19 protein-coding genes are annotated in these 23,714 nt (G+C 40.2%); 11 read left to right on the top strand and 8 right to left on the bottom strand.

Annotated elements, in window-relative coordinates:
* Positions 1-55: 55 nt before the first annotated feature.
* A complete protein-coding gene (locus L4C37_RS17945; protein ID WP_372268029.1) occupies positions 56-655 on the bottom strand; it encodes a tRNA-uridine aminocarboxypropyltransferase in 600 nt (199 codons plus the stop codon).
* Positions 656-664: 9 nt separating this feature from the next.
* On the opposite strand from L4C37_RS17945, the gene rrtA reads away from it, so the two are divergent.
* A complete protein-coding gene (gene rrtA, locus L4C37_RS17940) occupies positions 665-1,219 on the top strand; it encodes a rhombosortase (protein WP_429769357.1) in 555 nt (184 codons plus the stop codon).
* Between the two features lie 105 nt (positions 1,220-1,324).
* On the opposite strand, the gene L4C37_RS17935 is transcribed toward rrtA, so the two are convergent.
* The gene (locus tag L4C37_RS17935; RefSeq protein WP_429769356.1) at positions 1,325-1,945 is read right to left on the bottom strand and encodes a DsbA family protein; all 621 of its coding nucleotides are present in this window, start codon (positions 1,943-1,945) and stop codon (positions 1,325-1,327) included.
* Between the two features lie 107 nt (positions 1,946-2,052).
* Entirely contained in the window at positions 2,053-2,388 is a 336-nt protein-coding gene (locus L4C37_RS17930) for a Grx4 family monothiol glutaredoxin (protein ID WP_137374646.1), read from the bottom strand.
* Positions 2,389-2,651: 263 nt separating this feature from the next.
* On the opposite strand from L4C37_RS17930, the gene sodB reads away from it, so the two are divergent.
* The 3 genes from sodB (at position 2,652) to L4C37_RS17915 (ending at position 4,832) form a co-directional block, all read left to right on the top strand.
* A complete protein-coding gene (sodB, locus tag L4C37_RS17925) occupies positions 2,652-3,236 on the top strand; it encodes a superoxide dismutase [Fe] (protein WP_137374647.1) in 585 nt (194 codons plus the stop codon).
* A 141-nt stretch (positions 3,237-3,377) separates the two neighbouring features.
* Positions 3,378-3,881, top strand: a complete 504-nt coding sequence (locus tag L4C37_RS17920) for a VC2046/SO_2500 family protein (RefSeq protein ID WP_372268032.1) — start codon at positions 3,378-3,380, stop codon at positions 3,879-3,881.
* A gap of 267 nt (positions 3,882-4,148) precedes the next feature.
* On the top strand, positions 4,149-4,832 hold the full coding sequence (locus tag L4C37_RS17915) for an SDR family oxidoreductase (protein ID WP_137374649.1): 684 nt from the start codon (positions 4,149-4,151) through the stop codon (positions 4,830-4,832).
* Positions 4,833-4,991: 159 nt separating this feature from the next.
* Here L4C37_RS17915 and adhE read toward each other — a convergent pair whose 3' ends face one another.
* Positions 4,992-7,700 carry a bifunctional acetaldehyde-CoA/alcohol dehydrogenase gene (gene adhE, locus L4C37_RS17910; protein WP_429769355.1) on the bottom strand — a complete coding sequence of 903 codons (2,709 nt, stop codon included), beginning with the start codon at positions 7,698-7,700 and terminating at the stop codon, positions 4,992-4,994.
* A 562-nt stretch (positions 7,701-8,262) separates the two neighbouring features.
* Here adhE and L4C37_RS17905 point away from each other — a divergent pair.
* The 4 genes from L4C37_RS17905 to L4C37_RS17890 all read left to right on the top strand — a co-directional run bounded on the left by L4C37_RS17905 (position 8,263) and on the right by L4C37_RS17890 (position 14,201).
* Positions 8,263-11,604 (top strand): response regulator, encoded by a 3,342-nt coding sequence (locus L4C37_RS17905; protein ID WP_429769354.1) that lies wholly within the window; start codon positions 8,263-8,265, stop codon positions 11,602-11,604.
* Between the two features lie 10 nt (positions 11,605-11,614).
* Positions 11,615-12,325: a response regulator gene (locus L4C37_RS17900; protein ID WP_273296502.1), complete on the top strand. Its 711-nt coding sequence runs from the start codon at positions 11,615-11,617 to the stop codon at positions 12,323-12,325.
* Between the two features lie 231 nt (positions 12,326-12,556).
* A complete protein-coding gene (locus tag L4C37_RS17895; RefSeq protein ID WP_137374653.1) occupies positions 12,557-13,195 on the top strand; it encodes a YchE family NAAT transporter in 639 nt (212 codons plus the stop codon).
* Positions 13,196-13,361: 166 nt separating this feature from the next.
* A complete protein-coding gene (locus tag L4C37_RS17890) occupies positions 13,362-14,201 on the top strand; it encodes an ion transporter (RefSeq protein ID WP_372265977.1) in 840 nt (279 codons plus the stop codon).
* An 86-nt stretch (positions 14,202-14,287) separates the two neighbouring features.
* Here L4C37_RS17890 and L4C37_RS17885 read toward each other — a convergent pair whose 3' ends face one another.
* Positions 14,288-16,282: a putative bifunctional diguanylate cyclase/phosphodiesterase gene (locus L4C37_RS17885; RefSeq protein ID WP_372265978.1), complete on the bottom strand. Its 1,995-nt coding sequence runs from the start codon at positions 16,280-16,282 to the stop codon at positions 14,288-14,290.
* Positions 16,283-16,498: 216 nt separating this feature from the next.
* Between L4C37_RS17885 and L4C37_RS17880 the strand changes: the two genes are divergently transcribed.
* Positions 16,499-17,494: a PstS family phosphate ABC transporter substrate-binding protein gene (locus L4C37_RS17880; RefSeq protein ID WP_429769353.1), complete on the top strand. Its 996-nt coding sequence runs from the start codon at positions 16,499-16,501 to the stop codon at positions 17,492-17,494.
* Between the two features lie 92 nt (positions 17,495-17,586).
* Here the strand turns inward: L4C37_RS17880 and asd are convergent, their stop codons facing one another.
* Positions 17,587-18,702: an aspartate-semialdehyde dehydrogenase gene (asd, locus tag L4C37_RS17875; RefSeq protein WP_137374657.1), complete on the bottom strand. Its 1,116-nt coding sequence runs from the start codon at positions 18,700-18,702 to the stop codon at positions 17,587-17,589.
* A gap of 506 nt (positions 18,703-19,208) precedes the next feature.
* Between asd and nhaC the strand changes: the two genes are divergently transcribed.
* Positions 19,209-20,645: a Na+/H+ antiporter NhaC gene (nhaC, locus tag L4C37_RS17870; RefSeq protein ID WP_372265980.1), complete on the top strand. Its 1,437-nt coding sequence runs from the start codon at positions 19,209-19,211 to the stop codon at positions 20,643-20,645.
* 174 nt (positions 20,646-20,819) lie between these two features.
* On the opposite strand, the gene L4C37_RS17865 is transcribed toward nhaC, so the two are convergent.
* Positions 20,820-22,247 carry an Hpt domain-containing protein gene (locus tag L4C37_RS17865; RefSeq protein WP_429769352.1) on the bottom strand — a complete coding sequence of 476 codons (1,428 nt, stop codon included), beginning with the start codon at positions 22,245-22,247 and terminating at the stop codon, positions 20,820-20,822.
* 131 nt (positions 22,248-22,378) lie between these two features.
* Positions 22,379-23,380 carry a nucleoid-associated protein YejK gene (gene yejK, locus L4C37_RS17860; RefSeq protein ID WP_429769351.1) on the bottom strand — a complete coding sequence of 334 codons (1,002 nt, stop codon included), beginning with the start codon at positions 23,378-23,380 and terminating at the stop codon, positions 22,379-22,381.
* An 84-nt stretch (positions 23,381-23,464) separates the two neighbouring features.
* On the opposite strand from yejK, the gene L4C37_RS17855 reads away from it, so the two are divergent.
* On the top strand, positions 23,465-23,692 hold the full coding sequence (locus L4C37_RS17855) for a YejL family protein (protein ID WP_137374661.1): 228 nt from the start codon (positions 23,465-23,467) through the stop codon (positions 23,690-23,692).
* Positions 23,693-23,714 lie beyond the last annotated feature (22 nt).

Raw genomic sequence — 23,714 nt, 5'->3', positions numbered from 1 at the left:
AAGAAGCTAAGAAGCTAAGAAGCTAAGAAGCTAAACGAGCATGCTGTAATCATGGCTAAGAAAGGTAATTCTTTTCAAATACACCGGGAGGCATTTGATCAATTTGAAATTGAATCATTTTATCAAAAGCCACCAGCAGCGAATTAAAGTCATTCTGCGGTTCAAGTTGGTTCAGTAAGTAATAACCGGCTTCAACCGTAGATAAACTATTTTCACTCGGCGCTTTTCTTATCCGATAGTTACCTTTTAAATCTTTAGGTAAATGTACAGTCTTCAAACCTTGTAAGTTCTTAGATACTTGCCAAATTTTGAAGGCTTTCTTCCAAGTGCCATCTAATAAGATAATTCGCGTTCTCTTATTGGCTGAAACTGCTTCTTTTACTTCGATTGAAGAGTCACTTGGATAAAGGATGACATGTTCAACGTCTTGTTCTGCCAGTAATTCATTTAACACATTGTGATCACTAAAATCTTCGCCCACAAATGTCACGCTATTACTTAGCGATAAAGATAAGATCCTCGCTGTGCCCATTGGCCGATGCTCTTCTGAAGGATGCTGAAGAATGATAAGCTCAACATTAGAACGGATTGGCGAGATCCACTCACAAATACAAGCTTTAGTAGCCTTGCTGCATTTTTGGCAATAACGATACATGGAATTGATGTGTACCCTGTTTTAGTTTTTACGACACTTTTATGTGTAATCTTCCAAATAGATATTTTTCAGCAATGGGTTATTTGGGACAAAAGCGCGATCTTTGATGGTGAGTTATGGCGGATCCTAACAGGAAACTTTTCACATACCAACATCTCGCATTTACTAATGAATTTGGCGGCACTTAGCGGAATTTGCTTTTTATTCTCTCCGAATAGAAATCAGCTTATCACGGCATTACTCCTGATCAGTTTGGCAACAGGTATCGCTTTATTAGCGACTGATATTGAACTTTATGTAGGATTATCAGGTGCCTTGCATGGGCTCTTTGCTTTATTTGCTTTAAAGGAAGCGATTGAAGGACGAAAATCTAGCTGGGTACTTGTTGCAGGTGTAATCGTAAAAGTAGGCTGGGAACAGCTATATGGAGCATCAGCTACCACCAGCAGTATGATTGATGCTCGGGTTGCCATTGAGGCTCATCTAGCAGGAACATTAGCCGGAATAGCACTTGCGTTACCTTGTGCCTATAGAAAAGCCCAAAGCATACCAGCGAAAGACTGATGATAGGTCTGCACTGCATTTGCCTAAAATGCTAAATTATTTTCAGAGAGATGGGGAATGTCGACTTCAAATATTAGAACCAACCATTTCAAGTCGACCTTTCAATTATAAACTCGCTTGTAAGATATTTCTGATAGAGCGCAGCGTCGTCTCAGTTGATTGATAGTCCAACTCAACCTCTGTGAAAATCTCATTAACTTCAAGCATAAGGGTTGGATACGAATGAACGCCAATAGCATGCTTAAAGCTTAATTGGTCATCCAGCTCCCCTTCTAACAATTTACTGGATAAATCAGTCGTAAATTGCTGAACATTTAGACCAAGTTCTTCCGCTAGCTGCTTATGAGTTTCTTCAGAATGAGGCAGCATTGAACGTAAGTAATAAGCATGCTGAATCGCCTCTAACATCGCTTCATAATGGTCTTGAAAACCCGCAGCAATAACAGCTCGACATGCAGGGTATGTGCTGCGAACTGGCTGGCATTTAGTCCAAAACTCGTGATTAAACTCGGTGCCTAACTTCGCTTCAATTTGCTTCCAAATAGCTTGTAGCTTTTGCTTCATGTCATCCGACATTGGCTCATCAGAGTCAGGCGCTAACCCACCAACAACATAGTTGAATTCAATACTCGCTGGAATTTGTTGTTTTAGTAGTTCTAATGTTGGCTTATAGCCCCAACACCAACTGCACATAGGGTCGTGCACGTAATGAAGTTTAACAATCATGATCTATACCTGTTGATACTTAACTATTGGAGTATTTTACCAAAGCAATAAAAAAGGAGCCAATCAAAGGCTCCTTTACAATTAACGTGTCACTCAGTTTAACGTTTTTAAGCTTCGTCGCCAGCAACTTTTGCAGCAGCTTCTTTAACGATAGGCTGAAGTTCGCCTTTTTGGAACATCTCTAGAATGATGTCACAACCGCCGATAAGCTCGCCATCTACCCATAGTTGTGGGAATGTCGGCCATTGTGCGTAAGCTGGAAGCTCAGCACGGATATCAGGGTTTTGTAGAATATCTACGTAAGCAAATTTCTCACCACACGCCATAAGTGCTTGAGATGCTTGTGAAGAAAAACCACAACTAGGCAGTTTAGGAGAACCTTTCATGTAAAGTAGAATGGTATTTTCTTCAATTTGCTGTTTGATTTTATCGATAGTTTCCATTGCTTCCTCGTTAATGGATTGACTGCATTCATTGATCTCATTCTACCCCAATGAATGAGAATAAAAAGCACATAAAAGGTATGGTTATTTGTGCAATTCAAATTTTTGCGCAAAATTGATTAATTTCATGCAAAAGTCATTGAATAAGCTTTTAATAAAGTAAAAACTTGCTAAAATAAATCGCAAGTCAGCTTTGACTAAAAAATAATAATCATTGGAAGCAATCGAAAGTTAGCACTTTCACCTAAACGGAGAATCGAGCAATGTCATTTGAATTACCAGCTCTTCCTTATGCTAAAGACGCACTAGAACCACATATCTCAGCAGAAACTCTAGATTTCCACCACGGTAAACACCACAACACTTACGTTGTTAAGCTAAATGGTCTTATCCCTGGTACTGAGTTTGAAGGCAAAACTCTAGAAGAAATCATCAAGACTTCTACTGGCGGCGTTTTCAACAATGCAGCTCAAATCTGGAACCACACGTTCTACTGGCACTGTCTTGCTCCTAAAGCAGGCGGCGAACCAACTGGCGCTGTTGCTGAAGCAATCAATTCTGCATTTGGTTCTTTCGAAGAATTCAAAGCAAAATTCACAGATTCTGCAATCAACAACTTCGGTTCTTCATGGACATGGTTAGTTAAAAAAGCAGATGGCACCCTAGACATCGTTAACACGTCTAACGCTGCAACTCCTCTAACAGAAGAAGGTGTTACTCCACTTCTAACTGTTGACCTATGGGAACACGCTTACTACATCGATTTCCGCAATGTTCGTCCTGACTACATGGCTGCATTCTGGAACCTAGTAAACTGGTCTTTCGTAGAAGAGAACCTAGCTAAGTAATCCAATTCGTCTGGATTAAACGCTGAATTTTTAAGCTCATGCCTTGTGCATGAGCTTTTTTATATCTGCTTACTTTTCAGTAAAATAACTCTAAAGTTCACCTTCTCGTTGCCGTTATAGATGTATCAAACGAGAGGCAACATGCAAATACACACTTTAGATAAAGCCGGAATAATCAACGAACTCAAGTTCGGGACTGGGATCAGCCATGCGGTTGAGCAAGGTCGCCGTGCTGATTTTGCGTTGCTGCTTTCTATGTTTTCTAATGATGTACGAGACCACACTCCCGTTGAAGCCATTGATGAATTAGATACCAGCGAAAATCGTCTACGGCAGCAATTTGGCGTCCCTGAACCACAACAACTTCGTTCAGATCAATCGTCTTACGATATTTCTGCGCAGCAATCTGCTGGTTTTCACCAAGCAAGCATTGCGAGCGCAAAGCTCAGCCACTACTTAAAACCAGAAGTTCTGGCTTACATGCCGGAAGATACTTACGACTTCCCTGAAGAGGTTTACCAAAACTTGTCGGGGCACGATCGCCGTAAATTGGCAAACAAGAAAGCCCCAGATCTACCTAATGCAACTTTATATAACCAGCTTTCAACAGCTCATCGTATGCATCAAATCCAAGTGCAAGCGTGATTAGCTTGTCTTGAGCCTTGCTATCGAGCAATTATCATAATTTGCTGTATGCTGACTTTTGTCTAACTTTCTAATTAAAGAGGAGCCTCCTTCTCTTTTTCCATACATTAAATATGAAACTTTGCTCATTTATTCGCCAATAGTGTGAGTAGTAGCCAAATTCATCAAATCTTCTTTTTCCATCTAATTTAGTTTGAACTAATTCACACCACCCTTACGAAAATTAACCCATTCTTATTCGACGTTTAACATTGCTTAGGTTTTGGGATGGAAATTAAAAGCTCAATCATACTGGTGACATCTGCAGGGTCATTGCTCGGAAGTACAATTGCCAATCATTTTGTGAACTTAGGGGCAACCGTTGTGTTATGCGACAACGACCCAGATAATTTACAAGCAACGTACATTCAATGCTCAAAGTTGTCCGATTCCGTATATAGCTACCCGATTTCTACCTATAGCAATGAAACTATTCAGGCGTTATTTGATTTCATTCAAGAGCAATTTAATACCACGCCAGATGTACTTGTAAATAATTGGACTAGCTCACCTATGCCTAGTTTAATCAGTGAACATCACGATCATTCCTTCATGGAAGATTTATCAACAATGGCTTCCACGCTCTTTTCTTTTGGGCAGATCAGTGCTGCTAGGTTGAGAAAAGCGAATAAAGAAGGTGTCATCGTCAATGTGATATCCCATGACGATTTTCATGATTTCTCTGGGTTAGAAAATGCCAATTCTATGGTCGCAGGGTTTACTCACAGTTGGGCAAAAGAGCTTACTCCATTCAATATTCGTGTGGGAGGAGTGATTCCTGCCATTCATAATTCTGACGCTAAGCTTGATGAATACCATTGGGCCCAAATTCAAGACGAGTTAACCAGAACGACTGAATACATAGTCTCTAATGATTACTTTAGCGGACGGGTGGTTGCTGCCGAGGTGTAAGAGCACGAATTCTAGATAATAAACAGAGACGTTAAAATTCACGTTATAGCCGTTTTGTAAAAATAAAAAAAAGCCCCAACCTTTCGGTTGGGGCTTTGAATTTCCCGATGGATAAGTATCGTGCTAGCGAAGACCTATCTCAAAACTAATGCTTACTTATTATGCGTTAGCTTTTTCTTTTTTAGCTTTTGGTGCTGCTTTTTCTTCAGCTGGCTTTTGGTCAGCTTTCTTCAAAATTACAGTCGTACCTTCAAAAGTTTCACCTTCAACGTATGCTTTACCGAAGTAAGACGTTGTTAGAACTTCTTTAAGCTCAGTGATTAGAGGGTAACGTGGGTTAGCACCTGTACACTGGTCATCGAACGCTTCAACAGCTAGCTCGTCTAGTTTCGAGATGAAGTCAGACTCGTTAACACCCGCCGCTTGAATAGATAGTGGGATGTCTAGGTCAACTTTAAGCTCTTCTAACCAAGTTAGTAGACGTTCAATCTTCTGAGCAGTACGGTCACCAGCTTGGCTTAGACCTAGGTGGTCAGCAACTTCAGCGTAACGACGACGTGCTTGTGGACGGTCGTACTGAGAGAATGCAGTCTGTTTAGTTGGGTTATCGTTCGCGTTGTAACGTACAACGTTTGAGATAAGTAGTGCGTTAGCAAGACCGTGTGGTAGGTGGAACTCAGCACCAATTTTGTGAGCCATTGAGTGACACACACCTAGGAATGCGTTCGCAAAGGCAATACCAGCAATCGTTGCAGCGTTGTGTACTTTCTCACGAGCGATTGGGTCTGCTGAACCATTTTTGTAGCTTGATGGTAAGTATTCTTTAAGCATCTTAAGAGCTTGTAGAGCTTGACCATCTGAGTATTCGTTCGCAAGAACAGATACGTAAGCTTCAAGAGCGTGAGTTACTGCATCGTAACCACCGAATGCTGTTAGAGACTTAGGCATGTTCATTACTAGGTTAGCATCAACAACAGCCATGTTTGGCGTGATTTCGTAATCAGCTAATGGGTACTTAGCACCTGTCTTGTCGTCAGTAACAACCGCGAATGGCGTAACTTCTGAACCCGTACCTGAAGTAGTAGTGATACATACAAGCTCAGCTTTTTTACCCATTTTAGGGAACTTGTAGATACGTTTACGGATATCCATAAAGCGCATTGCAAGTTCTTCGAAGTGAGTTTCTGGGTGCTCGTACATAACCCACATGATCTTAGCAGCATCCATTGGAGAACCGCCACCTAGAGCAAGGATTACGTCAGGTTGGAAGCTCTTCATTGCTTCAGCGCCTTTCTCAACAACAGATAGTGTTGGATCCGCTTCTACATCGAAGAATACTTGAACTTCAATACCTTGAGATTTCAGGATTTGTACTACGTCATCTGCGTAACCGTTGTTGAACAAGAAACGGTCAGTTACTAGGAATGCGCGTTTCTTACCTTCTAGGTCGCTCATAGCGATTGGAAGGCTACCACGACGGAAGTAGATAGACTTAGGTAGTTTGTGCCACAACATGTTTTCAGCTCGCTTCGCTACAGTTTTCTTGTTGATAAGGTGCTTAGGACCTACGTTCTCAGAGATAGAGTTACCACCCCATGAACCACAACCTAGAGTTAGAGAAGGTGCAACGTTGAAGTTGTACAGGTCACCGATACCACCGTGAGTAGTAGGGATGTTGATTAGGATACGAGCCGTCTTCATCTTGTCACCGAAGTAACGGATGCGGTCTGCGTTAGTATCTTGGTTAGTGTAAAGACCAGATGTGTGACCGATACCACCGATTTCAACCATAGTTACCGCTTGAGCAACTGCATCTTCGAAGTCGTCTGCACGGAATAGACCTAGAGTTGGAGATAGTTTCTCATGAGCAAATTCGTCATCGTAAGAAACTTTACCCAGACCTTCACCTACAAGTACTTTTGTATCAGCAGGAACTTTAACACCAGCCATTTCAGCGATTGCTGGAGCAGGTTGACCTACGATTTTAGCGTTTAGGTTGCCGTCGATAAGAAGCACTTTACGTACTTTATCAGCGTCAGCTTTAGATAAAACGTGAGCTTTGTGAGAAGCAAAACGCTCTTTAACTTCTTCATATACGTCGCTAACAACGATTGCAGCTTGCTCAGAAGCACATACAACGCCGTTATCGAATGTTTTAGACATAAGGATAGATGCTACAGCACGTTTGATGTCAGCTGTTTCATCGATAACTACAGGTACGTTACCAGCACCAACACCGATAGCAGGCTTACCAGAAGAGTATGCTGCTTTAACCATGCCTGGACCACCAGTAGCAAGGATAAGTGCAATACCGTCGTGCTTCATAAGCGCGTTAGAAAGCTCTACAGATGGTTGGTCGATCCAACCGATGATGTCTTTTGGAGCACCCGCTGCAACAGCTGCGTCTAGAACCAGTTTCGCAGCATCGTTAGTTGAGTTCTTTGCACGTGGGTGTGGCGAGAAGATGATGCCGTTACGTGTCTTAAGAGAGATTAGAGATTTGAAGATTGCTGTAGAAGTTGGGTTCGTTGTTGGAACGATACCACAGATGATACCTACAGGCTCAGCGATAGTCATTGTGCCTAAGCTTTCATCTTCATCTAGGATGCCACATGTTTTTTCGTCTTTGTATTTGTTGTAGATAAACTCAGAAGCAAAGTGGTTTTTGATTACTTTATCTTCAACAATACCCATTCCAGATTCAGCAACCGCTTGTTGAGCTAGCGGAATACGAGCGTGGTTAGCCGCAAGAGACGCTGCGCGGAAGATTGCATCTACTTGCTCTTGAGAGAAAGTTGCGAACTCTTCTTGTGCTGCTTTAACGCGAGCTACGAGAGCATCTAGTTCAGCTAAGTTAGTTACAGGCATGGTGGATCTCCTAAAATAATAAATATTAAAAACTTTTTATTAAAACTGCTGTGTTGTACTCAACAGCTCTCTTAGTAAATTGCTTTCAGGGCTGAGTATATTATTTCAGGGTATGAAAAAAATTGACCCAGATCAGTTACCAAAAAATAATTAACCAAAAAGTAGTACAACACTCGCAAAACAACACTTAAACCAATGATTTATATAGATTTAAATCACATTTTAATTTTGGATAAAAAACAAGCAAACAAAACATTTTCGTATATACGTTGTAATATTCTGTAAAAAAGTTTCATTTTTAATCAGTTAAGTTACATGTAGATGGGTAAATACGTGCCACTAGGAGTATATCCATCAAATTGCAACGCACCAGATCTTGACATAATTTTTATTAAATTTGTGTATCTCTTAACAATTTCTCGATTAGATCTCATATCCGTAACACATCTAGTCCAATACATAGCTGACTTGATCTCATTTTCCTTCTTTTATCAGCTTTCTTCTCAATGATGCCTATAATTAAAATGAAATAAGTTTCATAAAAATAACTGAGGCTGGAACTATGCGAGAATCACTCACATCAAAAATAAGAAGCTTTCTAAAGCAGCCAATAAACACCCCACCTAAAGATGTGAATATTCAAAACAATATCTTAGACACACTCCCGGATGGTGTTTTAGTTTGTGACGCCATAGAAGATTCGTTAGCTATCCTGTATGCCAATAACGCTTTTCTAAAATTTTTTAACCTAAATAGAATGCAAGTCTTGGGGCAGAGCGTCACAGAAATCTACCGTGAATTTTGTGATTCAAAAATTTTAAATGAAGTGCAAATATCTTTAAGTACTCCAAGCGATAGCCATGTACTCACTCTTTCTACCTTTTCTGGGGCTTATCTAAGCCTTCAAGTAAGCACTATTTGTAACGCAGAAGGAGGAGTCCAGTACTTATTACTGACCCATACTGATATATCGTCGCTACATAACAACTTGTCTGGATTACAAAGTGATAACAATACGCTTAATGATAAAGTTGAAGTACTAATAAAAAAAAATCGAGCGGCTATTGAACAGCTTGAAGCAGAAAAAAAACAGCTAGTGAATGAACTGGATTCAATGAATTCAGGAAAAGTAGTCAATACTTCAGTTACCTCAACTTCTGTTGCTGGCGCAATGTTTGATCAATTTTTTGAATGCCTACTGCTACTTGATGACAACAGCATCATTCTGGATGCCAATCTCACCATGACTCAACTTCTCAACCAAAACACGAGTGATTTAATTGGTCGCCCTATCAGCCAGTTCATCAAGCACAAATCAAACAAAGAGCTCAAAATCCCGGCATCTTTATTCGAACACCGGGATGAACTCGAAGTTGCCGGTCTTTCTGCACAAGTGAATAATCAAACCATCCCTTTGATTGGTACTATCCACAGAGTTCAACTAGACCAAGCGAACCACACTCTTGTTACGCTAAGAGATACTCAACAATTCAAAGTCACTGAAAAGGAACTACAAAGAAGCCAAGATGAGCTTCAAGAAACGGTAAGAAGACTTAACCTGGCAGCTCTCGCCGGAGGGATTGGGATTTGGAATTGGGACTTCGATACGAATATTTTAGAGTGGGATAAGCGCATGTATGACATATACGGAGTTTCCCCAGAATCCTCTACTAATAATTATGATATGTGGAAAGAAAGGGTTCATCCGGAAGATATTGAACATGCTGAACAATCGCTCGCACATGCTAGAGAAACACTTTCTCAGTTTACTTCTGAGTTTCGTATCATTTTACCTAACAATGAAACTCGCTGGATTAAAGCCGCCGCCGATGTGATTTTTGATAGCGATTCCGATACCGCTATTGCAATGGGCGGAGTGAATATCGATATAACTAAAGAAAAAAATGCACAGGATTTTCTGCGCCACGAAAGTGAAATTGCGCAAGCAGCTAATGAAGCAAAATCGATGTTTCTAGCAAACATGAGTCATGAGATTAGAACCCCAATGAATGGCGTGGTGGGTATGCTCAGCCTGCTCAATGAAACTGAGCTTACAAATGACCAGAAAACCATGGTCACCACCATTAGAGATTCATCCCTAACCCTCCTACACATTATTAATGACATTTTAGATTTCTCAAAAATTGAAGCCGGTAAAATGTCATTAGAAAGCGTACCAACCGAACTACAGATGTTGCTAGAACGAACATTGGATGTGCTTTTTCTTCAAGCAGATAAAAAACATATAGACCTATGTTTGTCTTATGACGCAGCCCTCCCGAAATTGTTAATGGGGGACAGCGTACGAATGAGCCAAGTCTTGCTTAACCTAGTGGGTAATGCCGTCAAGTTCACTGAGGGCTATATCGATATTAGAGGGCGCATCAACATTGATGCAAAACTAGTGTCTGATGACATTGCCCCCTATGTCGAGGTGACCATTAAAGATAGCGGCATCGGAATGACACCCAAACAGATCCACAAACTGTTCAACGCTTTTTCACAAGCCGATACCAGTACTACTCGCTTATTTGGTGGCACAGGCTTAGGGCTTTCAATAACGAAAACGTTACTAGAATTAATGGGAGGAGATATCACAGTTGAAAGTGAATTTGGTGTTGGAAGTACTTTCACTATTCGCCTTCCCTATATAGAAGTCACCACTCCACCAATAGATAACGACATAGCTGATCTAAAAGGTTCACGGCTATTATTCATCACCAATGATGAGTGTGTCATTGAATGCTATAAATTAAACTTACAAGGTCACCAATGCTCCAGTACTTTCGTAACTTCAATTGAAAGAGCTAAGTCCGTATTGAATTATGGAGTACAAAACCAAACACCGTACAGTGTCATCGTTTTAGGACCGGATTTTAGCGCCGACAAGTTAAAGTCCACCTTAATCAACTCAGATGATCACAGTAAAGTAATAATTTTGACTAAAGACATTACAGTTGGTAATGGTCTCAACCAAGATCATGACTACATACTAAGTTGCTCCCCATTAAAACCAAGCCAATTGATTCATTCACTCGCCATTATGAATGGCACTCGGTCACCAGATCTGCCTCTGCTTGAAGAACTAGAAACAGGTAATCCACCTCAAGAAATCAAATCTGGAAAAATATTGGTCGTAGATGATCAACCAACCAACTTAGATGTCATATCGCGACAGTTGGAGCATTTAGGCTACCAGTGCGAATTGGCAAGAGACGGGCAAGAGGCCATACAAAAATGGAAAGAACTTGAATTTGATTTAATTCTGACTGATTGCCACATGCCGATCATGGATGGCTATGAGATGTCTGAACATATTCGACAAGTCGAACGAAACAGAGAAGTTAGCCAGCATATTCCGATCATTGCGATTACCGCAAATGCTGTCGCCGATGCGGCGGACCAGTGCTTATCGTCAGGGATGGATGGATATTTGTCTAAACCTGTCGAATTGAAAACTCTCGATACCACAATACAAAAGTGGTTAAAAATATTACCTCAAGAGAACCAGCCTGCCGAGCATGAGGAAACCCAAAACCGCCCCAAAAATCCCCCCCACAACGACCCAGTTTGCCTTGAGACTCTCAGCCAACTGCTAGGAACTTCGGAAGGAAACATTATCGCTCCACTTCTTAAAAACTACTGGGACTCTGTCAATAATGACGTTGGTTTAATAAGCCAAGCTCTTGACAATAAAGATGAAAAACAAATTCAGCAGGTGGCACACGCCGCAAAAGGAGCAGCCAGATCTGCAGGAGCTATTCCTATAGCCAACACCTTTGAACAGCTACAGAATATCGCATTGGAAAAAGATTGGAATGAACTAAACCAGACTATTGACCATGGAAAAGCTGAGTTACATAAGCTAGGAAAATATCTACAAGACAATGCAATCATTAAGTAAGGATACGCTAATGAATACATTCGCAAAGAGTTTACTGTCTATACTCGTCGTTGAAGACCACCCTTTTTCTAGGGAGGCATTTGTCAGCATGCTGAAAAGAACTGGATTTGAAAATGTTAAGGCTGCCGAAGACGGAGAAAGTGCTGTCGCAATACTCAACACAGATCCAATAGATCTTGTGATCACCGATATTAATATGCCCAATCAAAACGGCATTGAGCTTATCAAGAAAATAAGAACAAGCCAGACTAAGAGCTCACAATATACGAGTATTATCGCTGTAACGACTCTCTCTGACGCAGCCACGATTTCTGCTTGTATGACACTGGAAGTCGATGCTTTTTTAGTTAAACCTATATCAGTCAAAGAAGCTCAACAAAAAATCCTGCTTGCCATTTCAGAACCGAAAGAGCTGTATCAGCAACATCTTTACGCCGACATCTCAACGGAGATTAGTTTATCTCCTAAAAACCTACAGCCAGAGACTAAACAACCAAGGATAAAAGAAGTTTCATGCCACTTTTTCATCCCAGCTACACTCTCTGAACTTAAAAGCGAAATGACTATTTTAGACGACATTGAGTTATCAAATGGCTCATGCTTACTAAAGGCTGGCACTTTAATAAATCAGAAGCTACTTCGCCGGTTGTACGAGCTAAGTGAAGTTGTACAATTTGGTCATATCCGTGTAAGAGTCGATCAAAAAGATACAGTGACTTAAGTATTTACTCGCTAGAAATGAATCAGTAGATTCACATTTAACACCTCAGTAACACGTAAATGTAATACTGAAAACAAGCCAGATTCATCTCATCTAAATCTGGCTTCGTTCTATTAGTTTTTCTAAAAAAAACACAAGCTTTCGACTTAGTTTTTTTCATTAGTTGTTTCTTCTTTTCTGCATTACATTACGCCCAATTCACCTAATTTGGTCACTTGGAGGTTCAACAATATGCAAAATTTAGAACTGGCAATATTCCTTCAATTTTTTCTTGGTTTAGTAGCCGCAGTTAATCCTATTGGCATAATGCCTGTGTTTGTTTCCCTGACGGCACACATGCCTGCAGAAGAAAGGAATAAGACAGCTTTACAAGCGAATGTTGCCGTCGCAGTTATTTTGATGGTGTCGTTAGTCGCTGGTCAAATGTTGCTTGATATGTTCAGCATTTCTTTAGACTCTTTTCGTGTTGCTGGCGGGTTACTTCTGCTTAGCATCGCTTTTTCGATGATGAGTGGTAAGTTAGGTGAAGATAAACAGAACAAGCAGGAAAAATCAGAGTACATAAGCAAAGAACAAATTGGAGTAGTTCCACTGGCTATGCCTTTGATGGCTGGTCCTGGTGCAATTAGCTCAACCATTGTTTATGGTTCACGCTATCCCGCAGCAATTGACACATTTGGAATCGCCATCAGTATCGTCACATTTGCTTTATGTTCATGGATGCTATTTCGTTCAGCTCCTGTCATCGTAAGATTTTTAGGGCAAACAGGTATCAATGTGATCACTCGTATCATGGGCTTAATTTTAGGCGCACTTGGGATTGAATTCATAGCGAATGGATTAAGAAACCTATTTCCAGGGCTTGCTTAACTCATTTAGGCTGTTTATCAGGCTATCAAGTGTTTTTCATTCGATTTACACATTGAGTACTGAAACTAAAACGTTGAGGTGAGGAACTTAGAGGTGAGCTCTACACTCGCCTCTTTCGAATGAAAACGGTACTATTAAATTATCATAGTATTTACAGCGTCTACTTATGTCTCGCCATTCACTTAAGCATCATTTATACGTCATTATTTTTGGAACGCACACTCCAGCAGGAAGAGCTTTTGATTTAGGCTTAATCATTGCAATCATTGCTTCTTTGATTGTGCTGGTATTAGATTCCATTCCAGCTTTAAATGAGCAATGGGCAGAGGTTTTTATGTATTTAGAATTCGGTTTCACCGGTCTATTTACTATTGAATACTTACTGAGACTTTACTGCTCACCGAAACCAAAAGCTTATGCGGGTAGCTTTTACGGTGTCATCGATTTACTAGCGATTCTCCCGACTTATCTTGCACTTTTCTTCCCTACAGCAGCTTATATCAGCGTAATCAGAATGTTACGCGTGATGCGAATCTTTCGAATCCTAAAATTAGTTCGATATTTACAAGACTCAAATATCTTGTTGCGTTCTCTGTTGATGGCTAAAAGAAAGATCCTGATTTTCTTCAGCACCGTTGGCATCTTAGTCATCATATTAGGTTCAATAATTTACGTTATTGAAGGACCAAAACACGGCTTTACCTCCATTCCGCAAAGTATATATTGGGCGATTGTGACCATTACAACGGTGGGCTATGGTGATTTGGTTCCCCAAACTAGCATAGGCAAAGCTATCGCCTCTATTACCATGCTGCTGGGCTATTCCATTTTAGCGGTTCCAACAGGGATCATCACAGCTGAACTGAATCAAGAAATGAACTCGCATAAGTCATTAGTTAAATGCCCAAACTGTTCTAAATCAGGGCATGAAAGTGACGCTATGCATTGCAAATATTGTGGCAGTGAACTGGCAGATCCAGATAAAAGAATTACCACACCAGAATAGACATTCAACAAATAAAAGCAGGCTAAGCTAGATAGGTATCTTGTTATATGGTGCCTTGCTATAGAGTTATTTTGTTATAAAGATAACTAGCCTGCTATTTCCAGCTTAACCACATTACTTTTATCACTTTTTACTAACTGCTCCACTAATGCGTCAGCCGTTAATGGTTTAGATAAATAAAAGCCCTGCCCAGTGAGACAACCCATATCAAACAAATCTTGCTGCTGCTGTTTCGTTTCAACACCTTCAGCAACAACTGACACACCCAACTCGTTTCCTAATTGAATAATCGATTTAAGTAAGACCTGTGAGGTATTATTCAATGTGTAGTCCATGACGAAACTTCGGTCAATTTTAAGTGTTTGAAAGTCAAAATCTTTCAGATAAGAAAGCGAAGAAAAACCCGTTCCAAAGTCATCCAACGCAATTCTTACACCTAATTGTTTAAGCTCAGCAAAAATGACTTGTGCAAGTTCAATGTCTTCCACCATCACCGTTTCAGTTATTTCAATTTCAAGCTTACTCGTAGGCACATTTGAATCTACAATAATGTTTTTTAATCGCTCAAAAAACTCTGGGTGCTTAAGGCTTCTTGCTGAAATATTAATTCCTACGATACCAAGATCAACGCCCTGCTCTAACCATCGTTTCTGCTGGTTAAGTGCCTTTTGAGTAACCAATAAATCAAGCAACCTAATTTGTCCGGTAGATTCAGCAACTGGAATAAAATCATTCGGGTTTAACAGCCCCTTAGTTGGATGCTTCCATCGAACTAATGCTTCAACACCTTCTACTTTCTCCGTTGCTAAGTGCCATTTAGGAAGATAATGAAGCTCAAATTCATCGTTTTCGATCGCGATATTGAGCGAAGTCTCCGTGTCCTTCTGAGACATTGCTATACGATTGAGCTCTTTTGAATAAAACTGGAAGTTGTTCTTACCCATTGATTTTGCATGGTACATGGCGTTATCTGCGTACCGAATCAAGCTATCTTGAGTCGCGCTGTCTTCCGGGTAGATAGAAATACCAATACTTGCAGAAACATGAACGCTAGCACTGCCAAGTTGAAATGGAGTCGCTAAGGCAGCATTAACTTGTGACGCGATTTTATTCGCAACACTGATGGCTTTACTGACATCAGCAAGGTGGCCGAGCACCACGACAAACTCATCACCACTGAAACGGGCAGAAAGATCGGTAACACGTATACAGTGATTAATACGTTTTGCCACCAACTTAAGCAACTGATCGCCCACGTCATGTCCATGCTGGTCATTCACATCTTTGAAGTGATCAAGGTCGATAAAAAGCAGAGCAAACGATTTTTTTGAGCGTTCAGCATTAAGGATAGATTGATTAAGCCGGTCTAAAAACAATGAACGATTTGGTAGACCAGTAAGTGGGTCAAAGTACGCTCTGTTATGTAATTGAGTGTTTTTTTCTTCAATGGCACTTTTGGCATCCGTCAAAGACTGTAAAAGAGAGTCTCTATTTTTCTCATACTTATGTTGAATTCGGATTGAATAAGCGGCAATAACAATGACAGCAAGAATCAGAGTAATACTGGTTCGTGTGTAGCTATCAATCCCAAGCTCGTAACTGGCTTTAATCACTCGCTGTATATCATCAGCTTTACTCGCAAACTCTAAAAATTGCTCATCACGTCGAACTGAACTGAACACAACAGCACGATCAGATTGAATATGCTGATAATTCGCTTCAGCTTTAATTCTAAAATCAGCTAACATCTCACGTAAGGCAATCAGTCGTTTACGAATCTCGGGGTCATCAACAGGTTGGTAGCTCCCCATGATACTTTCTCCACCCTCTAGTAATGCAACGACATGCCAATCAGCTATTTCAAGGTAGTACCATACTTCCTGTATTGATTGGGCAGTATCGCCCGACATGATTTCATCAAACCACAAATACGCTAAAGTGCCATTAACCTTTATCTCCGCTGCCGCTTCCGCTAACGGTGATTTCTTAACCAGCAAATGAGTGGATTGAGACACAAGTGCCGAAGTAAATGTGATAACTAACACTGCTAATAGTGATGTAAATAAGTACTTACGTTTCATAAGACGATACGAGTTTGATGACCAAAAATAAGAATAAAAACAGAAGCTTTAAACCATAAGTCAAAATTATTTCAATTTAGTGAATCTCCAAAGTTTTATGACTTTCATGAAAGTTTGATGAACTTTTATTCAATGAGTTGTTTAAACCATTGAGAAGTTTTATATTTTTCACCAATTGTTTTATCGGTCGATCCTTTTTCACTATGCCCAAATGCCATGCTTAACACTTTGTTCAATCTCATCACTCGCCTCTTCTTTAGTGTGGCTTTGCTTTCAGCTCATACAACATGGGCAAAAGATCTAATCCAAATTGAAGGTTCGAGTACTGTGTATCCAATCACTCGTCAACTATCACAACAATTCATGTTAGCGGAAGGAACAAAAACGCAAGTCGTCATTGGCATTACAGGTACTGGCGGGGGGTTTCGCAAATTCTGCCGTGGAAGAACAGATATATCCAACGCATCAAGACCGATTAAAGAAACCGAAAAAGCCCTATGCAAAGCAAACGGAATAGAGTTTTTAGAGTTGCCCGTAGCCTTAGATGCATTAACTGTCGTTGTGAATAAACAAAACAATTGGGTTGATTCACTTTCTTTAGAGCAGCTAAATAGAATTTGGCGTGCACCATCCGAAAACGTATTGAGCACTTGGGAGAAAGTTAATGATCACTACCCCAATCAACCTTTAAACTTACACGGTCCGGGCTCAGATTCTGGTACTTATGATTATTTTGTCGATGTTGTGCTGGATAAAGAAATCAGTCGTCAAGATTACATAGCGAATGAAGATGATAATGCCATGACAGCTGAAGTTGCAGTAGATAGATATGCAATGGCTTTTTTGGGTTTTGCTTACTACTCATCGAATCAAGATAAGTTAAAAGCTATCGCCATTATTGATGAAAATGGAGCAGCCACTCTGCCTAGTGTTGAGAATGTGACAAACGGACTTTACGGAGACTTATCACGACCGCTCTTTGTATACGTAAACAAATCGGCTTTGGATAAACGAGCTTCATTAAAGCGTCTTTTAGAACTCTATTTTCATCAAGACAATATTCATAGAACGGTTACTAAATCCGGTTATATTCCTCTATCAGCCGAGATGTACGATCAAGCACGAAGTATCTTACAGAAAGGCAAGACTGGATCTGTCTTTAACAATGAAGATCTCAGTTCTAACTTTGAGCAGTTCTTACACGGAGAGTAACCGGCTACTGAAGTAATCTAATTTTGTCTCCTAGACTAAACAAAAAAAGCACCTTAAAGGTGCTTTTTAGTTAATTCATCGTTTTTTACAGATTACTTCTCAGCAAGAATGATGCGTAGTGTACGACGAAGTGGCTCTGCAGCACCCCATAGTAATTGGTCACCAACAGTGAATGCGTTCAAGAAGTCATTACCCATCGACATCTTACGAAGACGTCCCACAGGAATAGACATTGTGCCCGTTACTTTTGCTGGAGTCAGTTCTTGTGCAGTAATGTCGCGATCGTTTGGAATCACTTTTACCCAATCATTGTGAGTCGCGATGATTTCTTCAATTTCATCCATTGGCACATCTTGCTTCAGCTTGATAGTTAAAGCTTGAGCATGACAACGCATTGCGCCAATACGAACACATGTGCCATCAATTGGAATTGGCGCACCGTCTAGACCAAGAATTTTATTTGCCTCAACGCCTGCTTTCCACTCTTCTTTGCTCTGACCATTTTCACGCTTCACATCGATCCAAGGAATCAGTGAGCCAGCAAGTGGCGCACCAAATTGATCAGTTGGGAATGATCCTGAACGGATAGTGTCTGCAACCTTTTTATCAATATCCAGAATTGAGCTTGAAGGGTTAGCCAATTCTGAACTTACGCTGTCATTGATCACTCCCATTTGAGAAATCAATTCACGCATGTTCTTAGCACCTGCGCCAGAAGCCGCTTGGTAAGTCATTGCGCTTACCCACTCAACAAGACCTTTTTCATAAAGACCGCCAAGTCCCATAAGCATTAAGCTAACAGTGCAGTTACCACCAACAAAAGTGTTTGTGCCGCTATGAATACCTTGCTGAATTTGAGCCAAGTTTACAGGGTCTAGTGTGATGATAGAGTCTGCATTCATACGAAGTGTAGAAGCAGCATCGATCCAGTAACCTTTCCAACCCGCTTGACGCAATGCTGGGTAAACTTTCTCGGTGTAACCACCACCTTGACAGGTAATGATTGCATCTAATTGTTTGAGGCTTTCAATATCAAAAGCGTCTTGTAGCATGCCCGCGTCTTTACCGCCTAAAACTGGTGCAGGAATACCAATTTGAGATGTGCTGTAATAAACAGGTTCAATAAGATCAAAATCTTTTTCTTCAACCATACGCTGCATTAGTACAGAACCAACCATGCCACGCCAACCGACTAGACCTACTCTCATCTCGAACTCTCCATGTAAAAATTAAATTGCTTATCCCATCTATAAGTTTTTCAGGCAAAGAACTCAAGTGCTTTTTGTCAAAAATTGTAAGTTTTTCGTTTCTTTTAAGTGAACACGGTGAATCATGGAGTTATCCATCTTGAGAAACCAGAGCTTATTGCACTGATTGATCGCCTATTTTTATTCTAACAATCAAAAAGTAGAACAAAAAACACACTAAACATTATCTATATTCATTCCAATTAAACAGAAATTACCACTAACGATTATTAGTTAGGCAGAATAATACTTCACATAACGAAAACAACGTGCGACAGAAATCAACATGTAACAACCATGAATTTAACAAATAATTAGACCATAAAACCACGCATGTGATATTTAATAGTCAAATATCACAACTTATGAGCATTTTTTCGATATAATAAACTAATTAATGTAGTGTCCTTTGCGCACCCCACTCCATAATAAAGCACTACAAATGCTCAAAATAACAAGAGGCTTCTATGCAGCAACGAATAACCCGCCTACCTAGCCTGTTACAGGTAGTCATAGCGTTAGGATTATTTTTATCACTCGCATTCTCTTTCACAGCACAACTTGATCTCCCAATTCAACTCGCCCTTTATATAGGCTGGTTTATTATCATTGGGCTTGGTATTCGACTCGGTCACGAATATAAAGATCTAGAGAAATCAGCATTAAACGGAATATCTAATGGCTTAGGGGCTGTTTTAATACTTTTAGCTGTTGGTGCGCTTGTCGGGACTTGGATCTCAGGCGGCATTGTACCTACCATCATTTACTATGGTCTTAAAGCGATTCACCCTTCTATTTTCCTTCTTGCTACTATGATCATTTGTTCACTTACTGCTCTAGCAACAGGTACCTCTTGGGGAGCGGCTGGTACAGCGGGTATCGCGATGATGGGAATTGGTCAAGGGCTTGGTGTTCCAGCACCAATCACCGCTGGTGCTGTACTTTCTGGCTGTTATTTCGGTGATAAGATGTCGCCGCTTTCTGACTCGGTGATCCTTGCTTCTTCTATGTCGAATGTAGAAGTTGTTGAACACATTAAGGGAATGCTGCCAGTCGCCTTAATTAGCTATGTCATTACGGGGATAATGTTTACTGCATTTGGCTTTCACTACGCAGGTAATGTTGATATGACTCAAGTTGAGTCTGTCATTAAAGCGATGGAAGTTCAGTTCTACATCACACCTTATTCTTTCGTACCTGTTTTGATCGTTCTTGGCTTACTCGCTTTTCGTATGCCTTCATTCCCAGTCATTAGCTTTGGTTCTCTACTCGGGATCATCTGGGCAGTTATGATCCAAGACATTGATTTCTTAACGGCGTTTAATACAGCATGGGCTCCGTTCTCGATTTCATCAGGCGTTGAATTCATTGATTCGATACTCAACCGTGGCGGAATGTCGTCAATGCTGGGTTCTGTTGCTGTTATCGTATTTGGCTTAGGTTTTGGTGGTCTACTAGATAAGGTAGGCGTACTTGAAACGATTGCTAAAATTTTCGAGCGACGCGTTAATAGTGCAGGTTCATTGGCGACAAGTACGATTGGTACCGCATTTATGGGTAACGTGTTCGGTTCAGCTATGTACGTATCTTTGATTCTGACACCAAAGATTTGTGCTAAGAACTATGATCGTCTTGGCTATAAGCGTAAAAATCTTTCACGTAATGCTGAGTTTGGTGGAACATTAACTTCAGGTATGGTGCCTTGGAGTGACAATGGCATTTACATGGCGAGCATCCTTGGTGTCGCGACACTGTCTTATGCGCCTTTCATGTGGCTAAGTTTCATTTGTATTATCGTGACTATTGTGACGTCTTACATGGGTTGGTTTGTCGATAAATGTGAGCCTACCGCACCAGCTGCAGAAGAAAGTGTTCAAGCCGATTTAAGTAAACAGTCAGCTTAAACCTTTAAATTGAGAACCTGTAAATATAAAAGAGCGCCCAATAAGGCGCTCTTTTTTATTTCATCAACCTCATCCTGAAAGCTCAAGTATAATGTCGATATCTATATAAAACTTATATAGATATGTCCCTCAGTGATCAGGGTTTAGAGTCCAACCAAAGATATAAGCATCATTCTAATCCTCTGAAACATACTCCTGAGCAGCTTTAACCGTTGCACAAATGGCATCATCTAACTCTTTTAAAGCGGCTTCTGATACTAAGTTAGATTGCTTTAATGATAATTCAAGGCTGGATGATATCTTTCCTAGCCTGTCGGCTTTTATACTGCCAGCAACACCTTTTAAGCTATGCACAACCCGTAAAGCAGCCACTAAATCTTCCGCTAAGAGTTGCTTAAATTTATCAGCATCCCGAGCATGGTCTTGAATAAATACAGTGAGTAGCAGAACCACAGATTCTTCATCATTATCTAAATTTTCAAGCATCGCGGGTATATCAATAACAACTGCAGAGCCATTAAGTGACTTGAAAGTAGGCTCTGTCTTATTTATGTCTTGGGCGCTTACTACCAGCTCCGTCTTTCCACTTTCTAAATCGTGTCCATCAAAATAATTAGAGCTACCTTGAATTGGTTTTTTATCCGAAATACCACTAAAAGATGAAACATCGCTTTGCTTAATATCGCTTGAGACATTACTTGAGGCATTGTTTAATGTACCTTGCGATTGCTCTTCAGTATGGCTCTGAAGAATACTATCTGTATGTTTATCAGAAGTACTACTAATAGGTGATGACTCATTTCTCTGCGAGTTCACTTTTGCCAAACTGAACAGAGCTATAACAGAGAAAAGTGATACTAAATTAACAAAGGTCATACAGAGTAAAAAATAAAACTGTCCTTCATGGAATTTCGCTTCAACAATGATCATCTGCTCTTGTGCTGAGTTTTGTTTCATTTTCTCAATGATGTAATTGAGTCTTGCGTAGTCCCCCAACACCCCAGAGCCTTCCGCTAACATTTTTTGAATACCTTGTTGTTCAGTTAAACCTAAATCATAAGATGCTTCTAAAATAGAATCGAACGTTCGATAAATTGCCGGAGAAGATTGGCTATCAGAATAAATAGCTTCAAAAACAACGACACCTAACTCGTTAAGCAGTTGTTTAAATGATTCCGATGACTTTTCATTTGAACGTTGTAATTTTATCTCGCTAACCAAACCCTGAAGTTGGCTTTCAAGAGGACTGAATTCATTAAACTTTTCTAAGAACTGGTCCGTTGAATACAATAACTGATTGATATCAGGCAAAAACCAAGAGTCTTTAAATTCAGACTCGATTTGTAAGCGAATTGAATACACTAATTGTGCATCTAAGGCGAGATTATTGACTCTGGTGATTCTTAATGGCTCTTCATGATAGATAGATTGACGTAATTCGATAATCCGAGCGCCCAGCTCCTCTACACTTTCAAGAGACTGATTGTAAGAACTGCTTATATGAAGAAGAGCAAGTGACGGCAATAGCCATATAAAGGCAATGATAAGAAATAGTTTTAGCCGAATGGATGGCTTTTGAGGGATCGCGACTGATAGTTCCATCTAGTTTCCTTTGCGACACTATTTAACGACGTTAGCTAAAAAATGTAAGCCAAATTGCCGAAAAAATGCAAATGTTGAAAGCGATGACATCCTATCATCGCTTGTTTTAAATTATTTACTGCTAGAGCACATTATTTATTGCGAGTCAGTTGATCTCGTAAGTTTGGGGGGGTGCCTTTAATCGTTAAGGTATCTGTTTCCGGGTCATAGAAAATACGCTCACCCAACAACAAACTATCGAAACTAACATTTAAGCCGCCACCAGCTCCTACATATTTAGTCAGCTTACGCATAGTGGCTCTATCAGCAGGGAAGCTATCTTCTAGCTCATATCCTTGCTCATTAGTATAGTCGAAAAAGCTAGTACCATCAGTGCTGGCTGGTAGTTCACCAGATAATTCTCGAACTTGAACTTCACCGCCAGCTTTAAGCTGCTCACTGCAGTAATCAGCCACTTGCTTTTTATAGCTAATTGCTTCTTCTTTTTCTAATTTAGAGTCAGAGACAAAATCTTCAACGGCTTGCATTAGCACTTGGTTTTGTTGCTTAGTATCTAAACCCACTTCAGCTTGTAGAAAATCTAAGAAGAAATCTGCAACTTTACGACCTACGCGTCCTTTAATATAAGCAAGGTAGCGGTTCGACTCTTTGTTTGTCTCATAAGTCGAAAGGTCGACACGAGCTGCAATGTCCATTTTAGAGATATCTAAATAATCTGTTGCGCTGATATCTAGCCCTTCAGTGACTTTCAAGCTTTCATTAGAAGGCAGTAAACCAATAAACAGATAATCAGTAGCAAGTGATTGATACTCGGCTAAAATCAAAGTGCCTTCATCGGCAAATGGGTACTTTGATAGCTCATCTTTTAGACGTAGCGCACTTTGTTGAGAGAAATCGTAAAAGTTTCGTTCGCCTTTACGCAGCTCTTGCAACCATAGCTGAAATTCGCTGTCAGATTTAAAAGATCCGAATCCTTTGCCAGCTTTCGAGTTAAAAACTCGGTGCAGCTCGGCAACAAGGCTTTCAGATGAAGAATCATTGTCTAAAGACTCAGCTCGATAGTTAACAATCAGTTCTTCCTGATCATTCTTTCTTAGCTGATGTAAAATTACGTTGGAAAGGTGAAGGCTCATAATGAAAATATTATCGTTCAGGTTTCAGTTGTCGTGAATAGTAGGTTATCATAAGCCGCTTTTACTATCATTATTAGAGTCCTTATGCCGATTATATCTAAATACACAGATGAACAAGTTGAAAATATCCTAGCTGAAGTAGGTGCTGTACTTTCTAAGCATAAAGCTTCACCAGAACTTTCACTGATGATCGCTGGAAATATCGCAACCAATGTCTTAAATACAAACGTTGCTGCTTCACAACGCAAAGGAATTGCTGAAAAATTTGCAGAGGCTTTAGTCTCTTCACTAGATGACACTAAATCCCACTAAGACTGACAGACGGATAAAAGAA

Origin of the sequence: Vibrio kagoshimensis, assembly GCF_050337535.1 — a bacterium.
Classification (GTDB): domain Bacteria; phylum Pseudomonadota; class Gammaproteobacteria; order Enterobacterales; family Vibrionaceae; genus Vibrio; species Vibrio gallaecicus.
Note: the sequence above shows the minus strand (reverse complement) of the source record. Positions and strands in the feature narration are given on the sequence as shown.

What these genes read in the sequence shown, in the direction of transcription:
- L4C37_RS17945 (WP_372268029.1), bottom strand. Translation starts at nt 655, where the DNA reads ATGTATCGTTATTGCCAAAAATGCAGCAAGGCTACTAAAGCTTGTATT.
- L4C37_RS17935 (WP_429769356.1), bottom strand. Translation starts at nt 1,945, where the DNA reads ATGATTGTTAAACTTCATTACGTGCACGACCCTATGTGCAGTTGGTGT.
- L4C37_RS17930 (WP_137374646.1), bottom strand. Translation starts at nt 2,388, where the DNA reads ATGGAAACTATCGATAAAATCAAACAGCAAATTGAAGAAAATACCATT.
- sodB (WP_137374647.1), top strand. Translation starts at nt 2,652, where the DNA reads ATGTCATTTGAATTACCAGCTCTTCCTTATGCTAAAGACGCACTAGAA.
- L4C37_RS17920 (WP_372268032.1), top strand. Translation starts at nt 3,378, where the DNA reads ATGCAAATACACACTTTAGATAAAGCCGGAATAATCAACGAACTCAAG.
- L4C37_RS17915 (WP_137374649.1), top strand. Translation starts at nt 4,149, where the DNA reads ATGGAAATTAAAAGCTCAATCATACTGGTGACATCTGCAGGGTCATTG.
- adhE (WP_429769355.1), bottom strand. Translation starts at nt 7,700, where the DNA reads ATGCCTGTAACTAACTTAGCTGAACTAGATGCTCTCGTAGCTCGCGTT.
- L4C37_RS17905 (WP_429769354.1), top strand. Translation starts at nt 8,263, where the DNA reads ATGCGAGAATCACTCACATCAAAAATAAGAAGCTTTCTAAAGCAGCCA.
- L4C37_RS17900 (WP_273296502.1), top strand. Translation starts at nt 11,615, where the DNA reads ATGAATACATTCGCAAAGAGTTTACTGTCTATACTCGTCGTTGAAGAC.
- L4C37_RS17895 (WP_137374653.1), top strand. Translation starts at nt 12,557, where the DNA reads ATGCAAAATTTAGAACTGGCAATATTCCTTCAATTTTTTCTTGGTTTA.
- L4C37_RS17890 (WP_372265977.1), top strand. Translation starts at nt 13,362, where the DNA reads ATGTCTCGCCATTCACTTAAGCATCATTTATACGTCATTATTTTTGGA.
- L4C37_RS17885 (WP_372265978.1), bottom strand. Translation starts at nt 16,282, where the DNA reads ATGAAACGTAAGTACTTATTTACATCACTATTAGCAGTGTTAGTTATC.
- L4C37_RS17880 (WP_429769353.1), top strand. Translation starts at nt 16,499, where the DNA reads ATGCTTAACACTTTGTTCAATCTCATCACTCGCCTCTTCTTTAGTGTG.
- asd (WP_137374657.1), bottom strand. Translation starts at nt 18,702, where the DNA reads ATGAGAGTAGGTCTAGTCGGTTGGCGTGGCATGGTTGGTTCTGTACTA.
- nhaC (WP_372265980.1), top strand. Translation starts at nt 19,209, where the DNA reads ATGCAGCAACGAATAACCCGCCTACCTAGCCTGTTACAGGTAGTCATA.
- L4C37_RS17865 (WP_429769352.1), bottom strand. Translation starts at nt 22,247, where the DNA reads ATGGAACTATCAGTCGCGATCCCTCAAAAGCCATCCATTCGGCTAAAA.
- yejK (WP_429769351.1), bottom strand. Translation starts at nt 23,380, where the DNA reads ATGAGCCTTCACCTTTCCAACGTAATTTTACATCAGCTAAGAAAGAAT.
- L4C37_RS17855 (WP_137374661.1), top strand. Translation starts at nt 23,465, where the DNA reads ATGCCGATTATATCTAAATACACAGATGAACAAGTTGAAAATATCCTA.